The 18,490-nt window shown below is 71.4% G+C and carries 24 protein-coding genes and 2 riboswitches; of the genes, 18 read left to right on the forward strand and 6 right to left on the reverse strand.

Going from position 1 to position 18,490, the window contains the following annotated elements; all coding sequences use genetic code 11:
- Nucleotides 1-18: 18 nt before the first annotated feature.
- From C503_RS0105205 to C503_RS0105245, 9 genes are all read left to right on the forward strand, one after another.
- A complete protein-coding gene (locus C503_RS0105205; RefSeq protein ID WP_018681129.1) occupies nt 19-1,101 on the forward strand; it encodes an alcohol dehydrogenase catalytic domain-containing protein in 1,083 nt (360 codons plus the stop codon).
- Between the two features lie 148 nt (nt 1,102-1,249).
- Nucleotides 1,250-1,945 carry an energy-coupling factor ABC transporter permease gene (locus tag C503_RS0105210; protein ID WP_018681130.1) on the forward strand — a complete coding sequence of 232 codons (696 nt, stop codon included), beginning with the start codon at nt 1,250-1,252 and terminating at the stop codon, nt 1,943-1,945.
- Nucleotides 1,942-2,295, forward strand: a complete 354-nt coding sequence (locus C503_RS0105215) for a PDGLE domain-containing protein (RefSeq protein ID WP_018681131.1) — start codon at nt 1,942-1,944, stop codon at nt 2,293-2,295. Before C503_RS0105210 ends, C503_RS0105215 begins: the two co-directional genes overlap by 4 nt.
- A 10-nt stretch (nt 2,296-2,305) precedes the next feature.
- Entirely contained in the window at nt 2,306-3,058 is a 753-nt protein-coding gene (cbiQ, locus tag C503_RS0105220) for a cobalt ECF transporter T component CbiQ (RefSeq protein ID WP_018681132.1), read from the forward strand.
- The gene (locus C503_RS0105225; RefSeq protein ID WP_018681133.1) at nt 3,055-3,789 is read left to right on the forward strand and encodes an energy-coupling factor ABC transporter ATP-binding protein; all 735 of its coding nucleotides are present in this window, start codon (nt 3,055-3,057) and stop codon (nt 3,787-3,789) included. Before cbiQ ends, C503_RS0105225 begins: the two co-directional genes overlap by 4 nt.
- 53 nt (nt 3,790-3,842) lie before the next feature.
- Nucleotides 3,843-3,936: riboswitch (glycine riboswitch) on the forward strand.
- Nucleotides 3,937-4,031, forward strand: a riboswitch (glycine riboswitch).
- A gap of 191 nt (nt 4,032-4,222) precedes the next feature.
- Nucleotides 4,223-5,323 carry a glycine cleavage system aminomethyltransferase GcvT gene (gene gcvT, locus C503_RS0105230; RefSeq protein WP_018681134.1) on the forward strand — a complete coding sequence of 367 codons (1,101 nt, stop codon included), beginning with the start codon at nt 4,223-4,225 and terminating at the stop codon, nt 5,321-5,323.
- A 20-nt stretch (nt 5,324-5,343) separates the two neighbouring features.
- Nucleotides 5,344-5,727, forward strand: a complete 384-nt coding sequence (gene gcvH / locus C503_RS0105235; RefSeq protein WP_018681135.1) for a glycine cleavage system protein GcvH — start codon at nt 5,344-5,346, stop codon at nt 5,725-5,727.
- A complete protein-coding gene (gene glyA / locus C503_RS0105240; RefSeq protein WP_018681136.1) occupies nt 5,724-6,995 on the forward strand; it encodes a serine hydroxymethyltransferase in 1,272 nt (423 codons plus the stop codon). The genes gcvH and glyA overlap by 4 nt, the downstream gene beginning before the upstream one ends.
- 67 nt (nt 6,996-7,062) lie before the next feature.
- Nucleotides 7,063-8,436, forward strand: a complete 1,374-nt coding sequence (locus tag C503_RS0105245; protein ID WP_018681137.1) for an L-serine ammonia-lyase — start codon at nt 7,063-7,065, stop codon at nt 8,434-8,436.
- A 28-nt stretch (nt 8,437-8,464) separates the two neighbouring features.
- Here C503_RS0105245 and C503_RS46665 read toward each other — a convergent pair whose 3' ends face one another.
- The 5 genes from C503_RS46665 to C503_RS43020 form a co-directional block, all read right to left on the reverse strand.
- A complete protein-coding gene (locus C503_RS46665) occupies nt 8,465-8,635 on the reverse strand; it encodes a hypothetical protein (RefSeq protein ID WP_018681138.1) in 171 nt (56 codons plus the stop codon).
- A complete protein-coding gene (gene ku / locus C503_RS0105255) occupies nt 8,632-9,579 on the reverse strand; it encodes a non-homologous end joining protein Ku (RefSeq protein WP_018681139.1) in 948 nt (315 codons plus the stop codon). Before ku ends, C503_RS46665 begins: the two co-directional genes overlap by 4 nt.
- Before the next feature lie 64 nt (nt 9,580-9,643).
- Entirely contained in the window at nt 9,644-10,435 is a 792-nt protein-coding gene (locus C503_RS0105260; protein ID WP_018681140.1) for a SigB/SigF/SigG family RNA polymerase sigma factor, read from the reverse strand.
- Complete coding sequence (locus C503_RS38035) at nt 10,432-10,908, reverse strand: ATP-binding protein (RefSeq protein ID WP_018681141.1); 477 nt, start codon at nt 10,906-10,908, stop codon at nt 10,432-10,434. The genes C503_RS0105260 and C503_RS38035 overlap by 4 nt, the downstream gene beginning before the upstream one ends.
- A 130-nt stretch (nt 10,909-11,038) precedes the next feature.
- A complete protein-coding gene (locus tag C503_RS43020; protein WP_018681142.1) occupies nt 11,039-11,512 on the reverse strand; it encodes an ANTAR domain-containing protein in 474 nt (157 codons plus the stop codon).
- Between the two features lie 402 nt (nt 11,513-11,914).
- On the opposite strand from C503_RS43020, the gene C503_RS0105275 reads away from it, so the two are divergent.
- The 8 genes from C503_RS0105275 to C503_RS0105310 all read left to right on the forward strand — a co-directional run bounded on the left by C503_RS0105275 (nt 11,915) and on the right by C503_RS0105310 (nt 17,312).
- Nucleotides 11,915-12,223, forward strand: coding sequence for a hypothetical protein (locus C503_RS0105275; RefSeq protein WP_018681143.1), 309 nt, complete (start codon nt 11,915-11,917; stop codon nt 12,221-12,223).
- Between the two features lie 97 nt (nt 12,224-12,320).
- Nucleotides 12,321-12,902: a hypothetical protein gene (locus C503_RS0105280; RefSeq protein WP_018681144.1), complete on the forward strand. Its 582-nt coding sequence runs from the start codon at nt 12,321-12,323 to the stop codon at nt 12,900-12,902.
- Between the two features lie 115 nt (nt 12,903-13,017).
- Nucleotides 13,018-14,418, forward strand: a complete 1,401-nt coding sequence (lpdA, locus tag C503_RS0105285) for a dihydrolipoyl dehydrogenase (protein ID WP_026315987.1) — start codon at nt 13,018-13,020, stop codon at nt 14,416-14,418.
- Nucleotides 14,419-14,589: 171 nt separating this feature from the next.
- Complete coding sequence (locus C503_RS0105290) at nt 14,590-15,129, forward strand: hypothetical protein (protein WP_156892986.1); 540 nt, start codon at nt 14,590-14,592, stop codon at nt 15,127-15,129.
- 25 nt (nt 15,130-15,154) lie between these two features.
- Nucleotides 15,155-15,670 carry a hypothetical protein gene (locus tag C503_RS0105295; RefSeq protein ID WP_018681147.1) on the forward strand — a complete coding sequence of 172 codons (516 nt, stop codon included), beginning with the start codon at nt 15,155-15,157 and terminating at the stop codon, nt 15,668-15,670.
- Nucleotides 15,671-15,736: 66 nt separating this feature from the next.
- Nucleotides 15,737-16,291: a hypothetical protein gene (locus C503_RS0105300; RefSeq protein ID WP_018681148.1), complete on the forward strand. Its 555-nt coding sequence runs from the start codon at nt 15,737-15,739 to the stop codon at nt 16,289-16,291.
- A complete protein-coding gene (locus tag C503_RS0105305) occupies nt 16,288-16,794 on the forward strand; it encodes a DUF7933 domain-containing protein (RefSeq protein ID WP_018681149.1) in 507 nt (168 codons plus the stop codon). Before C503_RS0105300 ends, C503_RS0105305 begins: the two co-directional genes overlap by 4 nt.
- Nucleotides 16,791-17,312, forward strand: coding sequence for a DUF7933 domain-containing protein (locus tag C503_RS0105310; protein WP_018681150.1), 522 nt, complete (start codon nt 16,791-16,793; stop codon nt 17,310-17,312). The genes C503_RS0105305 and C503_RS0105310 overlap by 4 nt, the downstream gene beginning before the upstream one ends.
- 7 nt (nt 17,313-17,319) lie before the next feature.
- On the opposite strand, the gene C503_RS46670 is transcribed toward C503_RS0105310, so the two are convergent.
- Nucleotides 17,320-17,490: a hypothetical protein gene (locus tag C503_RS46670; RefSeq protein WP_018681151.1), complete on the reverse strand. Its 171-nt coding sequence runs from the start codon at nt 17,488-17,490 to the stop codon at nt 17,320-17,322.
- A 238-nt stretch (nt 17,491-17,728) separates the two neighbouring features.
- Here C503_RS46670 and C503_RS48415 point away from each other — a divergent pair, with 238 nt between their 5' ends.
- Entirely contained in the window at nt 17,729-18,403 is a 675-nt protein-coding gene (locus C503_RS48415; RefSeq protein WP_018681152.1) for a choice-of-anchor P family protein, read from the forward strand.
- Nucleotides 18,404-18,490: the final 87 nt, after the last annotated feature.

The raw sequence follows: 18,490 nt of genomic DNA on the forward strand, positions 1-18,490 counted from the left end.
ACAGCGAAAGGGACAGGGATGGCCGTGAGGGCGGCGGTGTTGCGCGCGCAGGGTGAGCCGCTGGAGGTCGTGGATATCGAGGTGCCCGACCCCGGGCCAGGTCAGGTGCGGGTGCGCTTGGTCGCGGCCGGGGTGTGCCATTCGGACCTGTCGCTGGCCGACGGCACGCTCCGGCAGCCGGTGCCCGCCGTGCTGGGACACGAGGGCGCGGGGGTGGTCGTCGCGGTCGGGGACGGGGTCACGCGGGTCGCGCCCGGTGACCACGTGGTGCTGAACTGGGCGCCGCCGTGTCGGGAGTGCTGGTTCTGCGAGACGGGCGAGCCGTACCTGTGCGCGCACGCGGCGGACGCGGCCGGGGTGCCGCACGCGACGCTGCTCGACGGGACGCCGGTCTACCCGGGACTGGGGACGGGGGCGTTCGCGGAGGAGACGATCGTGTCCGAGCGGGCCGCCGTGCGGATTCCCGAGGAGATCCCGCTCGCCCAGGCCGCTGTGCTGGGGTGTGCCGTGCTCACCGGCGCGGGCGCGGTGCTCAACACGGCCGGTGTCCGGGCGGGACAGTCGGTCGTGGTCGTGGGGGTCGGCGGGGTCGGGTTGTCGGTGCTCCAGGCGGCTCGGGTCGCGGGCGCGGGGCCGATCATCGCGATCGACCAGCACGCGGAGAAGGAGGAGCCGGCCCGCGCGCACGGGGCCACCGACTTCCTGCTGTCGAGCGGCGGCACGGTGAAGGCGGTGCGCGGCCTGACCGACGGCCGGGGCGCGGACGTGTCGTTCGAGTGCGTGGGCCTGCCCGTGACGATCCGGATGGCCTGGTCGGCGTCCCGGCGCGGCGGGCATGTCGTGGTGGTCGGGGTCGGGTCGGCCATGCAGATGGTCGAGTTCAGCGCGCTGGAGCTGTACTTCTTCGGCCGCACGCTCACCGGCTGCCAGTACGGCTCGTCCGACCCGGACGTGGACGTGCCCCGGCTGCTCGACCTGATCGCCGACGGCAGGCTCGACGTGGCCGGGCTGGTCACCGACGAGATCGGCCTGGGCGGCATCGAGGACGCTTTCGACCGCCTGCGCGCAGGCAAGGGCGGCCGCACCCTGGTGCGGTTCTAGTCAGCGGTTCGACCCACTGGCTATTCCCGCAGCTCAGCGTTGGGCCGATGGGGTAGATCACAACCCCGGGACTGGGTTGTTGCCAGACAGTGGCGGTAGCGTCCAGTGCGCAACTAGGCTTTGCCGGTCCCCTCCGGAAGGTGCGCCCATGGTCCGCGACGTCGCCATGCACATGAGTGACGGGCTGCTGAACACCACCACTTCCCTGCTGTTCGGCGGGGTCGCCGTGGTCGGGTTGGCGGTGGCCGCCGCGCGCGCCCGGGACGATCTCGACGACCGGACCGCGCCGATGGCCGGGCTGGTGGCGGCGTTCGTGTTCGCCACCCAGATGCTCAACTTCCCGGTGCTGCCCGGCGTGAGCGGCCACCTGCTCGGCGGCGCGCTCGCCGCGATCCTGGTGGGACCGTGGGTTGGCGCGCTGTGCGTGTCGATCGTGCTCGTCGTGCAGGGGCTGGTGTTCGCCGACGGCGGCCTCACGGCGTTGGGCGCGAACATCACCAACATGGCGTTGATCGGCACGGCCGCCGGGTTCGGCGTCGCGGTGCTGCTGCGGCGGTTCACCCGCACCCGGGGCGGGCTGGTGGCGGTGGCGTTCACGGCCGCGTTCGCCAACACGGTCATCGCCTCGCTCGGGTTCGTGCTGGAGTTCGCCATCGGCGGCGACCCGGCGTTCAGCCTGGGCGCGGTCACCGCGACCATGGTGGGCGTGCACTGCCTGATCGGCATCGGCGAGGGGATCATCACCGCGCTCACCGTCGGTGCCGTCGCCGCGATCCGCCCGGACCTGGTGTACCTGCTGCGCGGCACCCGGCGCGAGCTCGAACTGAAGGAGCCGGTGGCGTGAACACGACCAGGAACAAACGCAATCTCGGCTTCCTGTTGGGGTTCCTGGCCGTCGCGCTGATCCTGGCGGGCGTCGTGTCGTACTTCGCCGACTCCGATCCGGACGGTCTCGACCACGCCACGCTCCAGGGTTGTCAGGTGCTCACGAACGACCAGAACGTGGAGACGCTCGAAGGCACCTGCATCGCGCAGAACGCCAAGGAGCACCGGATGGCCTCGGGTCCGCTGGCCGACTACAAGGTCGACGGCGGCGAGGGCACGACCGGCCTCGCGGGTGTCATCGGCGTCGCGGTGACCGTGGTCGTCGCGGGCGGGCTGTTCTGGGTGCTGCGCAGGCGCCCGGCCAAGTGAGCCCGGCCCAGTGAGCGCCGGACACGCGCATCCGCTGCACCGGCCGGGCGACTCGCCCGTGCACCGGTTGGCGCCGCAGGTCAAGATAGTCGCCGCCGTGTCGGCGGTGCTGTGCGTGGTTTCCACGCCACGCGAACGCTTCTGGGCCTTCGGCGTCTACTTCGTACTGCTCTGCGCGGTCTGGGCGATCGCGCGCATCCCGCCGGGCTGGCTGGCGCCGCGCGCGCTCATCGAGGCGCCGTTCGTCGTGCTGGCACTGGTTTTCCCGTTCGTCGCGGGTGGACCGACGGTCGCCTTCCTCGGGATCACGGTGTCGGAGCACGGTCTGCTGTCCGGCTGGAACATCCTCGCCAAGGGCACGCTCGGCGTGCTGGCCTCGCTGACCCTCGCGGCCACGACCTCGCCCGGCGAGCTGATCGTCGGCCTGCAACGACTGCGGGTGCCGAACATGGTGGTCACCATCGCCACGCTGATGATGCGCTACCTGGAGGTCATCGGCGACGAGGCCAGGCGGATGCGGCTGGCCCGGATCTCGCGCGGCCACGACCCGCGCTTCCTCTGGCAGGTCGGCGCCACCGCGCGCGGCGTCGGCACGCTGTTCGTGCGCAGCTACGAGCGCGGCGAGCGGGTGCACCTGGCGATGGTCTCGCGCGGCTGGACCGGCGCCATGCCCGACCACGGCGGCCCCGCCGGGCGCGCGGCCTGGCTGGCCGGGCTCGCCCCGACCGTCCTGGCGGCCGTCGTGCTAGGCATTGCCCTGTGAGCGAACCCCCCGCCCTGCTCGTCGACCGGCTCGCCTACGCCTACCCGGACGGGCACCAGGCGCTCTACGGGGTGAGTCTCACGGTCCGGCCGGGGGAGCGGGTGGCCGTGCTCGGCCCCAACGGCGCGGGCAAGACCACGCTGGTGCTGCACCTCAACGGCGTGCTTACCGGTCAGGGCCGGGTCGAGGTGGCCGGGCTGCCGGTGGCCAAGCCGAACCTCAAGGAGGTCCGCCGCCGGGTCGGCATCGTCTTCCAGGACCCCGACGACCAGCTGTTCATGCCCACCGTGCGGGACGACGTCGCGTTCGGCCCGGCCAACTTCGGCCTGCGCGGCGACGAGCTGGACGCGCGGGTGAAGCGGGCGCTGGACGACGTGGGCATGGCCGGGCACGCCGACCGGTCGCCCATGCACCTGTCCGGCGGGCAACGCCGCCGGGTCGCACTGGCCACCGTGCTGGCCTGCGACCCGGACATCCTGGTGCTGGACGAGCCGTCGGCGAACCTGGAGCCGCGGGCCCGCCGCGAGCTGGCCGAGGTGCTGCTCGGCCTGGACCGGACCATGCTCATGGTCACCCACGACCTGCCCTACGCGCTGCAGCTGTGCCCGCGCGCGGTGCTGATCGACGGCGGCGTGGTGGTGGCCGACGGGCCGACCCGCGACCTGCTGGCCGACGCCGACCTGCTCGCCGCGCACCGGCTGGAACTTCCGTTCGGGTTCCGACTCGACTAGGGTCCGCCGTGGTAAGACGGTCGAAGGATCGCGAACTGAATATCGGGCCGCTAGAGCTGGGCGCGGGAGAGTCCCCGGGTGACACCGGGGCACCGAAGGAGCAAACGTCCCCGTCAATCTCTCAGGTAAAGCTACCGTTCCAGCCAGGCCGCTCTGGAAAGCAGACGTGAGTTCGGCGTCTCACCCACGGTGCAAGCCGCGTTCGCGGCGAAGCTCTCAGGTGCCATGACAGAGGGGGAGTTCCAGCGCCGGTACCCCTATGCCGGTGCACGACGAGGAGCTCCCGGACATGTCGGCACCGCACCACCCCACCATTATCACCCACCACCATCACCCACCACCATCACCACCGGTCACGCTGCGGCACGCGTGCCCGGCGTGTCACGCTGCGCACACGGTCGCACCACAGGCGCGTGAAGGAGATCCCACTTCCATGAGCACCCCCTCCCCGCTGCACGCGGTGCACGAGGCCCTCGGCGCCTCGTTCACCGACTTCGCAGGCTGGGCGATGCCCCTGCGCTACGGCAGCGAGCTGGCCGAGCACAAGGCCGTGCGCACCGCCGCGGGTCTGTTCGACCTCAGCCACATGGGCGAGATCGAGCTGACCGGCCCGGAGGCCGCGCGCGCCCTGGACTACGCGCTGGTGGGCAAGCTGTCCGCGGTGAAGCCGGGCAAGGCCCGCTACACGATGATCTGCGACGCGGACGGCGGCGTGCTCGACGACCTGGTCGTCTACCGGCTCGCGGCGGAGAAGTACCTGGTGGTCGCCAACGCCTCGAACGGGCCCGCGGTCGCCGCCGCGCTGCGTGAGCGCGCCGAGGAGTTCGACGTGACGGTCGACGACCGGTCCGCCGACGTCGCGCTGATCGCCGTGCAGGGCCCGACCTCCGCGGCCATCATCGGCGCGGTCACCGACGCCGACCTGGACGCGCTGGCCTACTACGCCAGCGTGCCCACCACGCTCGCCGGGCACGACGTGCTGCTCGCCCGCACCGGCTACACCGGCGAGGACGGCTTCGAGGTCTACGTGGACGGCCCGCTCGCCGCCGACGTGTGGCAGGCGCTCACCGCCGCGGGCGAGCCGCACGGGCTGGTCCCGGCCGGGCTGGCCTGCCGCGACACGCTGCGGCTTGAGGCGGGCATGCCGCTCTACGGCAACGAGCTGGGCGCCGACCTCACCCCCTTCGACGCCGGTCTCGGCCGGGTCGTCAAGTTCGACAAGGCCGACGGCTTCGTCGGCCAGGCCGCGCTGGAGCGCCGCCGGGACGCCGACGTCCCGGAGCGGGTCCTGGTCGGCCTGGTCGGCACCGGCAGGCGCGCCGCCCGACACGGGTACCCGGTGCTCGACGCGGGCGGCGCCGAGATCGGTACGGTCACCAGCGGCGCCCTCTCGCCGACCCTCGGGCACCCGATCGCGCTGGCCTACGTGCCGGTCGCGGTCAGCGCACCCGGGACCGCGCTGTCGGTGGACATCCGCGGCACGGTGGCCCCGGTCGAGGTCGTCAAGCTGCCCTTCTACCAGCGTCCCGCCTGACCAGGGAGATCGAGAACCAGATGAGCTACCCGGAGAACCTGCGCTACACCGAAGAGCACGAGTGGGTCGACCCGGCGGACCCGACGGCCGCGATGGTTGGCGTGACCAAGTACGCCGCCGACTCGCTCGGCGACGTGGTCTTCGTGCAGCTGCCCGACGTCGGCGCCAAGCTCACCGCGGGCGAGCCGTGCGGGGAGATCGAGTCCACCAAGTCGGTCTCCGACCTGTACGCCCCGGTGGCCGGGGTGGTCGTGGAGATCAACGAGGCGATCGTGGACACCCCCGAGCTGGTGAACACCGACCCGTTCGGGGACGGCTGGCTCTTCCGCGTGCGGATCGAGGGCACCGCCGAGCTGCTGTCCGTCGACGAGTACCTGGAGCACATCAAGGAAGACGGCTCATGAGCACGTTCGCGCAGCCGCTGGCGGAGGTGGACCCCGAGGTCGCCGCCGCCGTCGCGGCCGAGCTGCACCGGCAACAGTCCACCCTGGAGATGATCGCCTCGGAGAACTTCGCCCCGGTCGGCGTGCTGGAGGCGCAGGGCTCGGTACTGACCAACAAGTACGCCGAGGGCTACCCGGGCCGCCGCTACTACGGCGGCTGCGAGCACGTGGACGTGGTCGAGCGGCTCGCGATCGAGCGGGTGAAGGCGCTGTTCGGCGCCGAGCACGCGAACGTGCAGCCGCACTCGGGCGCGTCGGCGAACGCGGCGGCCATGTCCGCGGTGCTGAACCCGGGCGACACGATCCTCGGGCTGGACCTGGCGCACGGCGGCCACCTCACGCACGGCATGAAGCTCAACTTCTCCGGCAAGCTGTACAACGTGGTGGCCTACCACGTCGACCGCGAGACCGGACGGGTCGACATGGCCGAGGTGGAGCGGCTGGCCCGCGAGCACAAGCCGAAGCTGGTCGTGGCGGGCTGGTCGGCCTACCCCCGGCAGCTCGACTTCGCCGAGTTCCGGCGGATCGCCGACGCGGTGGACGCGCTGCTGATGGTCGACATGGCCCACTTCGCGGGCCTGGTGGCCGCCGGGCTGCACCCCAGCCCGGTCCCGCACGCGCACCTGGTCACCACCACCACGCACAAGACGCTCGGCGGTCCGCGCGGCGGTGTCGTGCTGTGCACCAAGGACCTGGCCAAGAAGGTCAACTCGGCGGTCTTCCCCGGTCAGCAGGGCGGCCCGCTTGAGCACGTGATCGCGGCCAAGGCGGTCGCGTTCAAGGTCGCCGCCTCCGAGGAGTTCGCCGAGCGGCAGCGGCGGGTACTCGAAGGTGCGCGGATCCTGGCCGACCGGCTGTCCGCCCCGGACTGCGCCGAGGCAGGCGTGAAGGTGTCCAGCGGCGGCACCGACGTGCACCTGGTCCTGGTCGACCTGGTGGACTCGGAGCTGGACGGGCAGCAGGCCGAGGACCGGCTGCACTCGATCGGCATCACCGTCAACCGCAACGCGGTCCCGTTCGACCCGCGCCCGCCGATGGTCACCTCGGGCCTGCGCATCGGCACCCCGGCGCTGGCCACCCGTGGCTTCGACGCGGAGGACTTCGCCGAGGTCGCCGACGTCATCGCGGTCGCGCTGCGGCCCGAGCTCGACGACCAGACCGGCACCAAGCTGCGCGACCGCGTGGACGTGCTGGTCCGGCGCCGCCCGCTCTACCCGGAGCTGGGCTGACCGACTCCCGCCCGCCCCGACCCCACCGCGGCCGGGGCGGGCGGGGACCCTGGGAAGTGAGGCTGTCATGGCGGTCAGCGCCTTCGACCTGTTCAGCATCGGCATCGGCCCCTCCAGCTCGCACACCGTCGGCCCGATGCGCGCCGCCCTGATGTTCACCTCCCGCCTGCGCGACACGGGCCTGCTCAAGGAGACGGTCCGCGTCCGCGCCGAGCTGTTCGGCTCCCTCGGCGCGACCGGCCACGGCCACGGCAGCGACAAGGCCGTGCTGCTGGGCCTGGAGGGCGAACGCCCCGAGGACGTCGACACCGACCTCGTGCCCTCCCGCGTCGCCGCCATCCGCGCGGCCGGTCGGCTGAAGTTGCTGGGCGAACACGAGATCACGTTCGCCGAGGACGGCGACCTGGTGATGCACCGCCGCAAGGCATTGCCGTTGCACCCCAACGGGATGACGTTCGCGGCCTGGGACGCGGCGGGGCAGGAGCTGGCCCGGCGGACGTACTACTCGGTCGGCGGCGGGTTCGTGTTGGACGAGAACTCCGCCGACGGCCCGGTGATCTCGGCCGACACGACGCCGGTCCCGTTCCCGTTCCGGACCGCGGCCGAGCTGTTGCGGCACTGCGAGACCGGGGGGCTGTCCGTCGCCCAGGTCATGCTGGCGAACGAGCTGGTGTGGCGGAGCGAGGACGAGGTCCGGTCCGGGCTGCTGCACATCTGGCAGGTGATGCAGGACTGCGTCGCTCGCGGGTGTGAGCAGGACGGGGTTCTGCCCGGGGGGTTGAAGGTTCCTCGGCGCGCGCGGGCCCTGCACGCGAAGTTGCAGGCCGAGGACGGGTCGGACGACCCGCTGTACGTGATGGACTGGGTGACGTTGTTCGCCCTCGCGGTGAACGAGGAGAACGCCTCCGGTGGGCGGGTCGTCACCGCGCCCACCAACGGCGCCGCCGGGATCATCCCGGCCGTGTTGCACTACTACACGCGGTTCTTGTCGGTGGCCGATGACGACGGTGTCGTCGACTTCCTGTTGACCGCGGCGGCCATCGGGGTGGTGCTGAAGGAGACCGGGTCCATCTCCGGGGCCGAGGTCGGCTGCCAGGGCGAGGTCGGGTCCGCCTGCGCCATGGCAGCCGCCGGGCTGACCGCGGTGCTGGGCGGGTCGGTGGCCCAGGTGGAGAACGCCGCCGAGATCGGGTTGGAGCATCACCTCGGGCTGACCTGCGACCCGGTCGGTGGGCTGGTGCAGATTCCCTGCATCGAGCGGAACGCGGTCGGGTCCACCAAGGCGATCAACGCCTCGCGGATGGCGCTGCGCGGGGACGGTACCCACGTGGTGCACCTGGACAAGGTCATCAAGACCATGCGCGAGACCGGCGCCGACATGCACACCAAGTACAAGGAGACGGCGCGCGGCGGCCTTGCCCTGAACGTCATCGAGTGCTGACCCGCGTGCGCGGAAACCAGCGGATGGACTACGCGGCCGTGGCGACCAGGTGCCTCGGGGAGTCGACCTCGGCGGCCTCGATCACCAGCGGGTGCCGGTCGGCCGACAGGTCCTCGCACCCGGGCTCCGTGCACCCCTCCGAGCCGACCAGCGTGCCATGACAGTGCTCGACCCCGGCGACACAGTCCACACAGGTCACGAAGCCCTCCTCGCCCCCGATGCCGCCGCGACCGCCGCCTCCAGCTCCTCGCGGCTCATCTTCGATCGCCCCTTGATGTCGAGCTCCCGGGCCATCTTGTCCAGCTCGGCCTTGCTGAGGCTACCGAGGTCCACCTTCTCCTCGGCGGAACCGGACCGGCGTTTCTTCCGGCTCTCCACGCTCTTGCTGAGCGCCTCGAACAGGTCCACCACCTTGGTGGGTGAACTCGGTTCCTCGCCTGCGACGACTTCCCGCCCCTGCTTCTTGTCCTCGATGAGCTGTTCGACCCGTTGCGTGTAGGTGTCGTGGTAGTCGTGCGGGTTCCAGTCGTCCACCATGGAGTCGATCAGGCTGATGGCCAGGTCGAGCTCCTTGCCGCGCGCGGTGGTGATCTCCGGCAGGGACTTGATCTCCTTGGCCGGGTCGCGGATGTCCTCGACGAACAGCAGCGTGGTCAGGAGCAGCAGGTCGTCGTCGCCCGCGCGGATGGCGGTCAGGTATTCCTTGCCGCGCATCACGAAGGTGGCCACGCCCGCCCGGTTCGTCTTGCGCATGGCCTGGAGCAGCAGGCCGTAGGCCTTGCCGTACTCCTCCTTCGACGGCGACAGCCAGTAGGTCTTCTGGTAGTGGATCGGGTCGATCTCGTCCAGGTCCACGAACGAGCTGATGTCGATCGTGCGCGAGCGACCCGGCGCGATCCGGTCCAGCTCCTCCGGCTCGATGATCACGTACTCGCCGCCGCCGATCTCGGCACCCTTGACGATGTCGGAGTACGCGACCTCCTTGCCGGTCCGCTCGTTGACCCGCTTGTAGCGGATACGGTCGGAGGTGCCGCGTTCGAACTGGCGGAAGCTGATGGTGTGGTCCTCGGTGGCGCTGTACAGGTCCACCGGCACCGTCACCAGGCCGAAGTTGATCGCCCCGTGCCAAATCGGTCGTGCCACCGCTTGCCTCCCCGCTCGCGTCATCCGCGCACAGTCTGACCCATCCGGGGGACAAAAGTCCTGTTCAGCGCTCGTCCGTCAGCAACCCGGCACGCAGCGTCTCCAGGGTCCTGGTCAACAGGCGGGACACGTGCATCTGGGAGACACCGATCTTCTCGGCGATCTGGGTCTGGGTCATGTTCCGGAAGAAGCGCAGCATCAGGATGCGGCGTTCCCGCTCGGGCAGCTTCTCGATCAACGGGCGCAGCGACTCGTGGTCCTCGATGCCGCGCAGGGTCGAGTCCTCCTCGCCGAGCGTGTCGGCCAGCGGGTCGGAGTCCGGGTCACCGGAGGACAGCGCCTCGTCCAGGGACACCGACTGGTACACCTGGCCCGCCTCCAGGCCCTCATACACCTCCTCGCGGTTCATCCCCAGGTGGGTGGCGATCTCGCTGGGGGTCGGGGCCCGGCCGAGGCGCTGGGACAGCTCGTTGCTCGCGGCCGTGATGGTCAGGTGCAGCTCCTTCAACCGGCGCGGCACCCGCACCGCCCACGCGGTGTCCCGGAAGTAGCGCCGGACCTCGCCCATGATGGTGGGGACGGCGAAGGACAGGAAGTCGATGCCGCGGCCCGGGTCGAACCGGTCCACCGCGTGGATCAGGCCGACCGTCGCCACCTGGGTGAGGTCCTCGCGGCCCACGCCGCGGTGTGTGAACCGCAGCGCGATGTGCTCGGCCAGCGGCAGGTGCCCGGTCACCAGCTTGTCCCGCACGGCCTCGCGGCGCGTGTCCTCGGCCGACAGCTCGACCAGCTCGACGAACAACGGGGCCAGGTGCGTGTACTCGTGGGTCGGGCCGGTCTGCGACTCGGCGCTCACCCGCCACCCGCCGTCCTCGCGCGCGACACCGCGATCCGGGCCACCGGCCTGCCCTCGGCGTCCGGGCGCACGTCGTGCGTGACGCGGTCGACCAGGGCCGCGAGCACCTGCCAGCCGAACGACTCCGGGTCGGCGCCGCCGCCGTCGACGGCGGGCACCGACGCCTCGAAGCCCACGGTCGCCGGGCCATGCACGAACTCGCAGGTCACCTGCGCCCCCGGGGCGGCCAGCCCGATCAGCGTCGAGCACACCTCGTCCACCGCCAGGGTGAGGTCCGAGATGGCGTCCAGGTCCAGGTCCAGCATGGCCGCCACGGTGCCCGCGACCGACCGCACCACCGGCAGGTTCGCCAGGTGGGCGGTCACCCGCATCTCGACCCGCTCGCCCACCGGGGCCATCCCGGGGAGGCCGCGCAACGGCAGGTAGCCGGGCACGAAGCCACCGCCGGTGGTGTGTTCGCCGCTTTCGGTCATCGCCGCGGTGCTCCGGTCATGTGGCTCACGTACCCACATTCGCGCGCCGGGACACGTCCGCGTTCGGGTGGCACTCATCTCAAGCCCTCCTCCGGGTCATGGCGAGTCCCGGCCAAGTCCCGGCGAGCGGTCAGCGCGAACCGTCCGCTATCGGGCCCAGCACGTCGTACGGCGGCACCCAGCCCTGTTCCACCAGCACCCGGTACAGGTCGTGCACCGCGCGGTCCAGGTCGTCCTGTTCGGTGCCCGCCTTGGCCAGCGCGCGCGCCGCGTCCAGCAGCGCGGTGTCCAGCCGCGGCGGTTCGGGGCCCGGTTCGGTGTCCTGGTCGCCCGCCGCGGTGTTGCGCCGCAGGTACGCGTCCAGCGACTCCACCGACGGCTCGGCGAACAGCCCCACCACCAGGTGCGCCACCCGGTGCAGCTTGGTGTTGTACTGCTGCGACAGTCGCACGAGCGCGTCGAAGGCCTCCTTCGGGGAGCACCGGCGCAGCACCACGAGCACGCCCATCGCCTGCTCGATCGTGGCACGTGTGCGCAGCGCGCGCCGCAGACCGTCCAACTCGGACTGCAACTGGGCGACCCGCGAGTCCGGGTCCAGGCTCACCGGCGCCCTCCGACCCGCGCCCGTGGTCTTCGCTCCCCGCTGCCCATGACGGTCTTCCCTCCCGCGCGTCCTGCTCGTCCGATGGCGCTGTCCCGATCGCCGCCCACCCCGGCGGGGGTGGTGGGGGTCGCGCCTGCGAGGGACGCGTCGGTACGACCGACGGTCCGGACTTCGGGCGGGTCGACAGCACGCAGCCCCTCGCCGGCGCGAGTGCCGGGCCCGTGCGGCCCGGCGTGCTGCGGCTGCTTGCTCAACCGCTACCGGAGCACTCTAAAGATCACGCCGAACGGGGCACAACCCAGGGGGTCGGGTTGCGGGCGCCCACCCGGCGGGACGAGTGCGGTGCGCATACGGTGGGGCGCGCAAGCCGCACCGGTAGGTGACACGGAAAGGAGCCAGGAGATGCTGGCGGTGACAGAGGCGGCAGCCGAGGCGATCAGCGCGCTGACCGCGCAGGACGGGGTGCCGGACACCGGCGGACTGCGGTTCACGCTGGCCGCGCAGGAGACCGAGGGGGCCCCGCTGGCGGTGTCGCTGGCCCCGGCACCGGCCGAGGGCGACCAGGTCGTGCCCGCGAACGCGGGCGCGCAGGTGTTCCTCGAACCGGGTGCCGCGGAACTGCTCTCGGACAAGGTGCTCGACGTGCAGCCGGACGCGGAGGGGCAGCTGAACTTCGCGGTGCTCACCCGACCGGACCCGACGCGCGGGTGATCCGCGAGCGGCCGAATGTGATCTGCGCGATCGGGTGATTGAAGGCACCTGGTCCGGGTAACCCCGCTGCGGGGTGGATCGGACTCGGGAGGCGGATATGACCACGGTCTTGGATTTCCCGGTGGCTTCGGGCGGCGCGGCCGTGCCCGCGCCGCTGTGGTGCGGGCTGGACTACGGGCCCGCGGTGGTCGTCCTCTCGCCGTCCGCGCGCAGACCGACCGAGCTGCCGATCGCCTGGCAGCCGTTGGAGCAGCGGTTCCAGATCGCCTGGTGCGCCGTGCCGCGTGACGCGCGCTCGTTGCACCGGGTGGAGGACGTGTTGGAGACGTTGGCCGACCGCAACGTGCGCACGCACTTCGTGGCGCACAGCGCGTTGGCCGAGGTGGCGTGCCGGATGGTCGCCGAGTTCCCGGGCATCGCGCGGGGCCTGGTCCTGGTCGGCTCGGGTGAGCTGCCCGAGCCGACCGGGATCCCCTCCCGGGTGCTGACCATCGCCGACAGCGCGGGTGACGAGACCGACCTGGTCCACCCGTACGTCGTCGCGGAGGTGTCGGCGGCGCTGGAGCGCGTCACGACCGCGCCCGCCGCGCGGGTGCGGCTGCGGCTGCCCGACCACGACCCGGTCGCGCTCGGCGGCGTCCGCCGGGAGTCCTCGCTGATCCGGCGGAACGCGGGCTGACCGCGGGCCCGACCGGGGGACCCCGGTCGGGGCGGCGTCCCGGCCCGCGGGGCGGACGTCACACGCGGGCGGCGGCGAATGTCCGGCGCCCCGCGCGGCGAATATCGTGGGCACCATGAGCACACATTTCGACGTCGTGGTCGTCGGTGCCGGACCGGGCGGCTACGTCGCGGCGATCCGGGCCACCCAGCTCGGGCTGCGCACCGCGATCATCGAGGAGCGCTACTGGGGCGGGGTCTGCCTCAACGTCGGCTGCATCCCGTCCAAGGCGCTGCTGCGCAACGCCGAGCTCGCGCACATCCTCAAGAACGAGACCAAGACGTTCGGCATCCGGGTCGACGGCTCGATCAGCCTCGACTACGGCGCCGCCTTCCAGCGCTCCCGCACCGTGGCCGAGGGCCGGGTCAAGGGCGTGCACTACCTGATGAAGAAGAACGGCATCACCCAGTACAACGGGTGGGGCAGGTTCACCGACGCCAACACCATCGAGGTCGCGCTCACCGACGGCGGCACCGAGACGGTCACCTTCGGCAACGCCATCCTGGCCGTGGGCGCCACCACCCGGCTGCTGCCCGGCACCTCGCTGTCCGAGCGCGTGGTCACCTACGAGGAGCAGATCCTCGCCGACACGCTGCCGGAGAGCATCGTCATCGCGGGCGCGGGCGCCATCGGCGTGGAGTTCGCCTACGTGCTGCACAACTACGGCGTCAAGGTGACCATCGTCGAGTTCCTGGACCGCATGGTCCCGCTGGAGGACGAGGAGGTCTCCAAGGAGCTGCTGCGCCGCTACAAGAAGCTCGGCATCGACGTGCGCGTGGGCACCCGGGTCGACTCCATCGACGACTCCGGCGCCAAGGTCAAGGTGACCGTCTCCAAGGGCGGCGCGCAGGAGGTCATCGAGACCGACAAGGTGCTGCAGGCCATCGGTTTCGTGCCGCGTGTGGAGGGCTACGGCCTGGAGAACACCGGCGTCAAGCTGACCGAGCGCGGCGCGATCGACATCGACGAGTTCTGCCGGACCTCCGTCGGCCACATCTACGCCATCGGCGACGTCACCGCCAAGCTCATGCTCGCGCACGCCGCCGAGTCCATGGGCGTGGTGGCCGCGGAGACCATCGCGGGCGCGGAGACCATGCCGTTGGAGTACGTGATGATCCCGCGCGCCACCTACTGCCAGCCGCAGATCGCCAGCTTCGGCTACACCGAGGCGCAGGCGCGGGAGAAGGGCCACGACGTCCAGGTGTCGAAGTTCCCGTTCACCGCGAACGCCAAGGCGCACGGCCTGGGCGACCCGGGCGGGTTCGTCAAGCTGATCAGCGACAAGAAGTACGGCGAGCTGCTCGGCGGCCACCTGATCGGGCCCGAGGTGACCGAGTTGCTGCCGGAGCTGACCCTGGCGCAGCAGTGGGACCTGACCGTGCACGAGGTGGCCCGCAACGTGCACGCGCACCCGACGCTGGGCGAGGCGGTCAAGGAAGCCATCCACGGGCTGGCCGGACACATGATCAACATGTAGCACGGGTCGGGCCCGCGGCGTCGGGGGATAAACCGCGGGCCCCGGATCCGTCCCGGGTCAGGTGAAAACTTCCACCTGTCCGGTGGGGATGTCCGAACTGGACGGAACGTCCCCCGGCCGGGGCGTCTTATGTTGGCCTTTCCGACACCCCTATCCCGGGAGAAGGCCACCATGCGCCGTCCACGCCGCAGACTCGCCGCCGTTCCCGTCGTGGCCGCGCTGCTGACCGCCGCGCTGCTGGCCCCCGGTACGGCGACCGCGCAGGGCTCCTACAGCCCGCTGTCGGTGTCCTACAGCGTGGGTGCCGCCGCGGTGAACTCGTCCCGCAACCTGGTGATCACGGTGAACCCGCCCAACCCCACGATGGTGGGCACCTTCAACTTCACCGTCAGCCTGCCCAACGGGTTCACCCGGCCGACCGCGCCCACCACGAACTGCATGTCGGGCTCGATCACCTCCTCGCCGCCGTTCCGCTCCGCCGCCGGGGAGCTCACACCGCCGGTGAGTCCGCTGTACGCGACGGGTTCGATGTACCTCGGGATGATCCCGTGCACGTTCACCATCCCGATCACCTCCGCGACCGAGGGCACGTTCAGCACCTGTGCGGCCAACTTCAGCGGCATGTCCATGGTCCTCGCGCCGACCTCCTGCGGGTCGATCCGGTTCGCGGTGGCCCACCCGGCGCGGCTGCGCGACCAGCTCGCGTCCTAGCCGTCCGTACGTGAGGAGGAAACCCGTGCACGGCAAGCGTTCTCGCCGGGGTGTCGCGGTGCTGCTCGGCGCGGTGTGCCTGGTCGGCTGCACCGGGCTGCCCGCGGCGGCCGTCTCGCCGATCGTGCTGGGCAAGGCGTACACGGTGGACGCGGCGGCGGTGAACAGCGGCAGGCAGCTCGTCCTCACCGCGTACCAGAACGTCGTCCCGGTCAACGCCTCGATGAACTTCCAGGTCGGCCTGCCCATCGGGATCACCCACCTCGGCGGTGACAGTTCCACCTGCGACAGCGCGACGATCTCGGAGACACCGCCGCTCCCGCCGTTCCGGTCGGCGCGCGACGGCGGCACCATCGTCTACATCACGGCGAGCCTGCCCATCGGCATGCCCAGCTGCTCGTTCACCATCAACCTCACCTCGGTCGGCGGGGGCACCTACACCACCTGCGCGGCCGACATCGTGAACTTCCCGGGCACGGTGGCGCCGGGCTGCACGTCCATCCGCTTCGCCACCGCCCACCCGGCCCGCGTCCCCGGCTGACCCTGCGGCCGACCAGGAAACCAGCCGACCGGGCCGCGGCCCGATCACAACGCAGGGAGGGATCCCATGCACTGCCACCGTTCGAACCTCGTCCGCGCGGCCACGTCCGCCACCCTGGCGGCCGCGGCGGTGATGGCGGCGGCCCCGCCCGCGGCGGCGGGTCCCGGGGCGACCATGGTCATGCAGTACAGCGCGGACGCCGCGGCGGTCGGCAGCACCAGGAACCTGGTGTTCACGCTGACGAACGCGATCCCGGCCTACGACGTGACGTTCTCGTGGGAGGTGGTGCTGCCGTCCGACTTCACCCAACCCGGCGTCCCGAGCTCGACCTGCACCGACACCACCATCTCGGACACCCCACCCGCCTCGGGCGGCGGCGGGGGGCCGGTCATCCCCGGTGGCGAACGGTCAGCCGCCCAGTCCGGCATCCTCTACGTCAACGGCACGATGACCTCGCTGCAGCCGACCTGCACCGTCACCATCCCGATCACCTCGGCGGCCGAGGGCACCTACACCACCTGTACCGGGATCGACGTCGGCAACATCACCGGCATCGATCTGTCCGGCTGCGCCGAGATCCGCTTCGCCATCGCCCATCCCGCCAGGAACGGTGCCCAGTGAGACGATCCCGCCTGCTCTGCCCGCTGTTCGCCGCCGCGCTCACCGCCTCGCTCGCGCCCGCGCCCGCCCAGGCGGGCCCGCTGCCGGTGGCCGCGACGCTCGTCGCCCAGTACAACGCGACGGCCGCGGCAGTGAACAGCGTCCGGGCCCTGGTGTACACGCTGTACAACACCAACCCGACCTCGACGATCTCGCCCTACTTCGAGGTCACCATGCCACCGGGCCTGTCCAACCCCAGCGGGGCGAGCACGACCTGCCCGCTCTCGGACATCTCCACCTCCCCGTCCGGGCGCACCGCGCTGCCGTACACGACCTGGTACTTCGACGGCTACATGTCGACCGGGACGATCTCCTGCACGGTGACGATCACGGTGACCAGTGCGACGGAGGGCACCTTCACCACCTGCCCGGCCGACATGGGCTCGAACTACAACGTCACCACGCCCAGCTGTACCTCGATCCGCTTCGCCGTCGCCCACCCAGCCAGGAACGGTGCCCAGTGACAAGACCCCGCCTGCTCTGCTCGCTGTTCGCCGCCGCACTGACGGTCTCGCTCGCGCCCGGGGCCGCCCAGGCGGGCCCGGCGGTGACCTACGCGACGATGGCCCACCAGTACAACGCGACCGCGGCAGCGGTGAACAGCACCCGCGCGCTGGTCTACACGCTCTACAACAACTCGACGCCGACCACGATCTACCCGACGTTCGCGGTCACGATGCCGCTCGCGTTCAGCTTCCCGAACGGCGCGAGCACCACGTGTCCCGGCACCAGCGTCACCACCTCGCCGCTGTACCGGTCGGGTTCGACCGCGCTGCCGTACACGACCTGGTACGTCGACGGCCAGCTGACGGCCGCGACGCCGTCGTGCACGATCACCATCACGGTGACCTCGGCGACCGAGGGCACGTTCTCGACCTGCCCGACGGACATCAGCGGGTACGCCAGGGTGATCCTGCCGCCCGGTTGCACGTCGATCCGCTTCGCCGTCGCCCACCCGGCCCGGGTGGTCTCCCCGAGCTGAGCCAGGCTCAGCCCTGGTGGTGCACGTGCCGGGCGTCGTAGGCCATGTCGGCGTAGTCGGACGCGGGCTCGGTCTCCTTGAGGGCCACCAGGTCCTCGGGCTGCACGCGCGCGGGCAGCTCGCCGAAGCGGACATGCCGCAGGAAGGCGTACTCCTCGTCGCTGAACTTCTCGGCCATACCCCGGATTGTGCGGCCACGGCGGGCACGGGTGCAATGACCATCCCGGATGGCCTCACCCGCTCGCGTGATAATCGAGAGAACCCTGTGCGGTCGGTTATGTACTGACTGTGTTCGGGTGATGTCGGTCGGCTGAACGGTTGGAGCGCTCACAAAACCGGCAACGCCGGTGCGGATGCCCCGATGTTCCTCATGGCCCGTATGCACGGGCCGAAGCGAACAATCGGAGGAGCCGGTAATGCGCACAACCTCCCGACGCTGGCTGGTCCCGGCCGCGCTCGCCCTGGTCGGTGCCACGTCCGTGGCGCTCGCCCAGCCCGCCGCCGCGGCACCCCCCGCGTACACCTTCGCCGCCAACGCGACACCCTTCGCGGTGACGTTGCCGGTGGTGGGCACCACCTCGGTCGGCGGCTCCAGTTGGGGCCCGACCACGGCCACGGGGTCGAACGTGGTCAGCCCGTTCTCGGCGCCCGCCATCCCGATCGTGGGTACCCCGGGCACGGTCTCGTCCACCTCCGAGGGCACCGACGACGGTGTCACCCGCACCGCGCGCGCGGTGACGGGCGTCTCGGGCACGAACCTGCTCGCGGGCCTCGTCCAGGCCACCGACGTCGGCTCGACCTCGTCGGCGAGCACCGACAGCACCGGCGCGATCACCACCAGCACCAGCACGACGCTGACCGGCGTCGTGGTCGCGGGGGTGCCGATCAGCCCGACCGTGCCAGCCAACTCGTCGTTCACGTTCTCCGTCAGCACCCTGCTGGGCACCATCTCCGGAACCGCCTACCTCAACGAGCAGAGCAGCACCGCCACCTCCGCCTCGGCCACCGCGGTGCGGGTCGTGGCCACCGTGCCGGTGCTGGGGTCGACCACCGTGGTGCTGGGCGACACCAGCGCCTCGCTGACGCCGTAGCGACCCGGTCCCGCGTGCTGGAGCCGCCCGACGATCACATGCCTGGGTGATCCGTCGCCTCCCGCGGGACGCATGAGAACGGCCCCG

It is taken from the genome of Actinokineospora enzanensis DSM 44649 (genome assembly GCF_000374445.1).
GTDB classification, from domain to species: Bacteria; Actinomycetota; Actinomycetes; order Mycobacteriales; family Pseudonocardiaceae; genus Actinokineospora; species Actinokineospora enzanensis.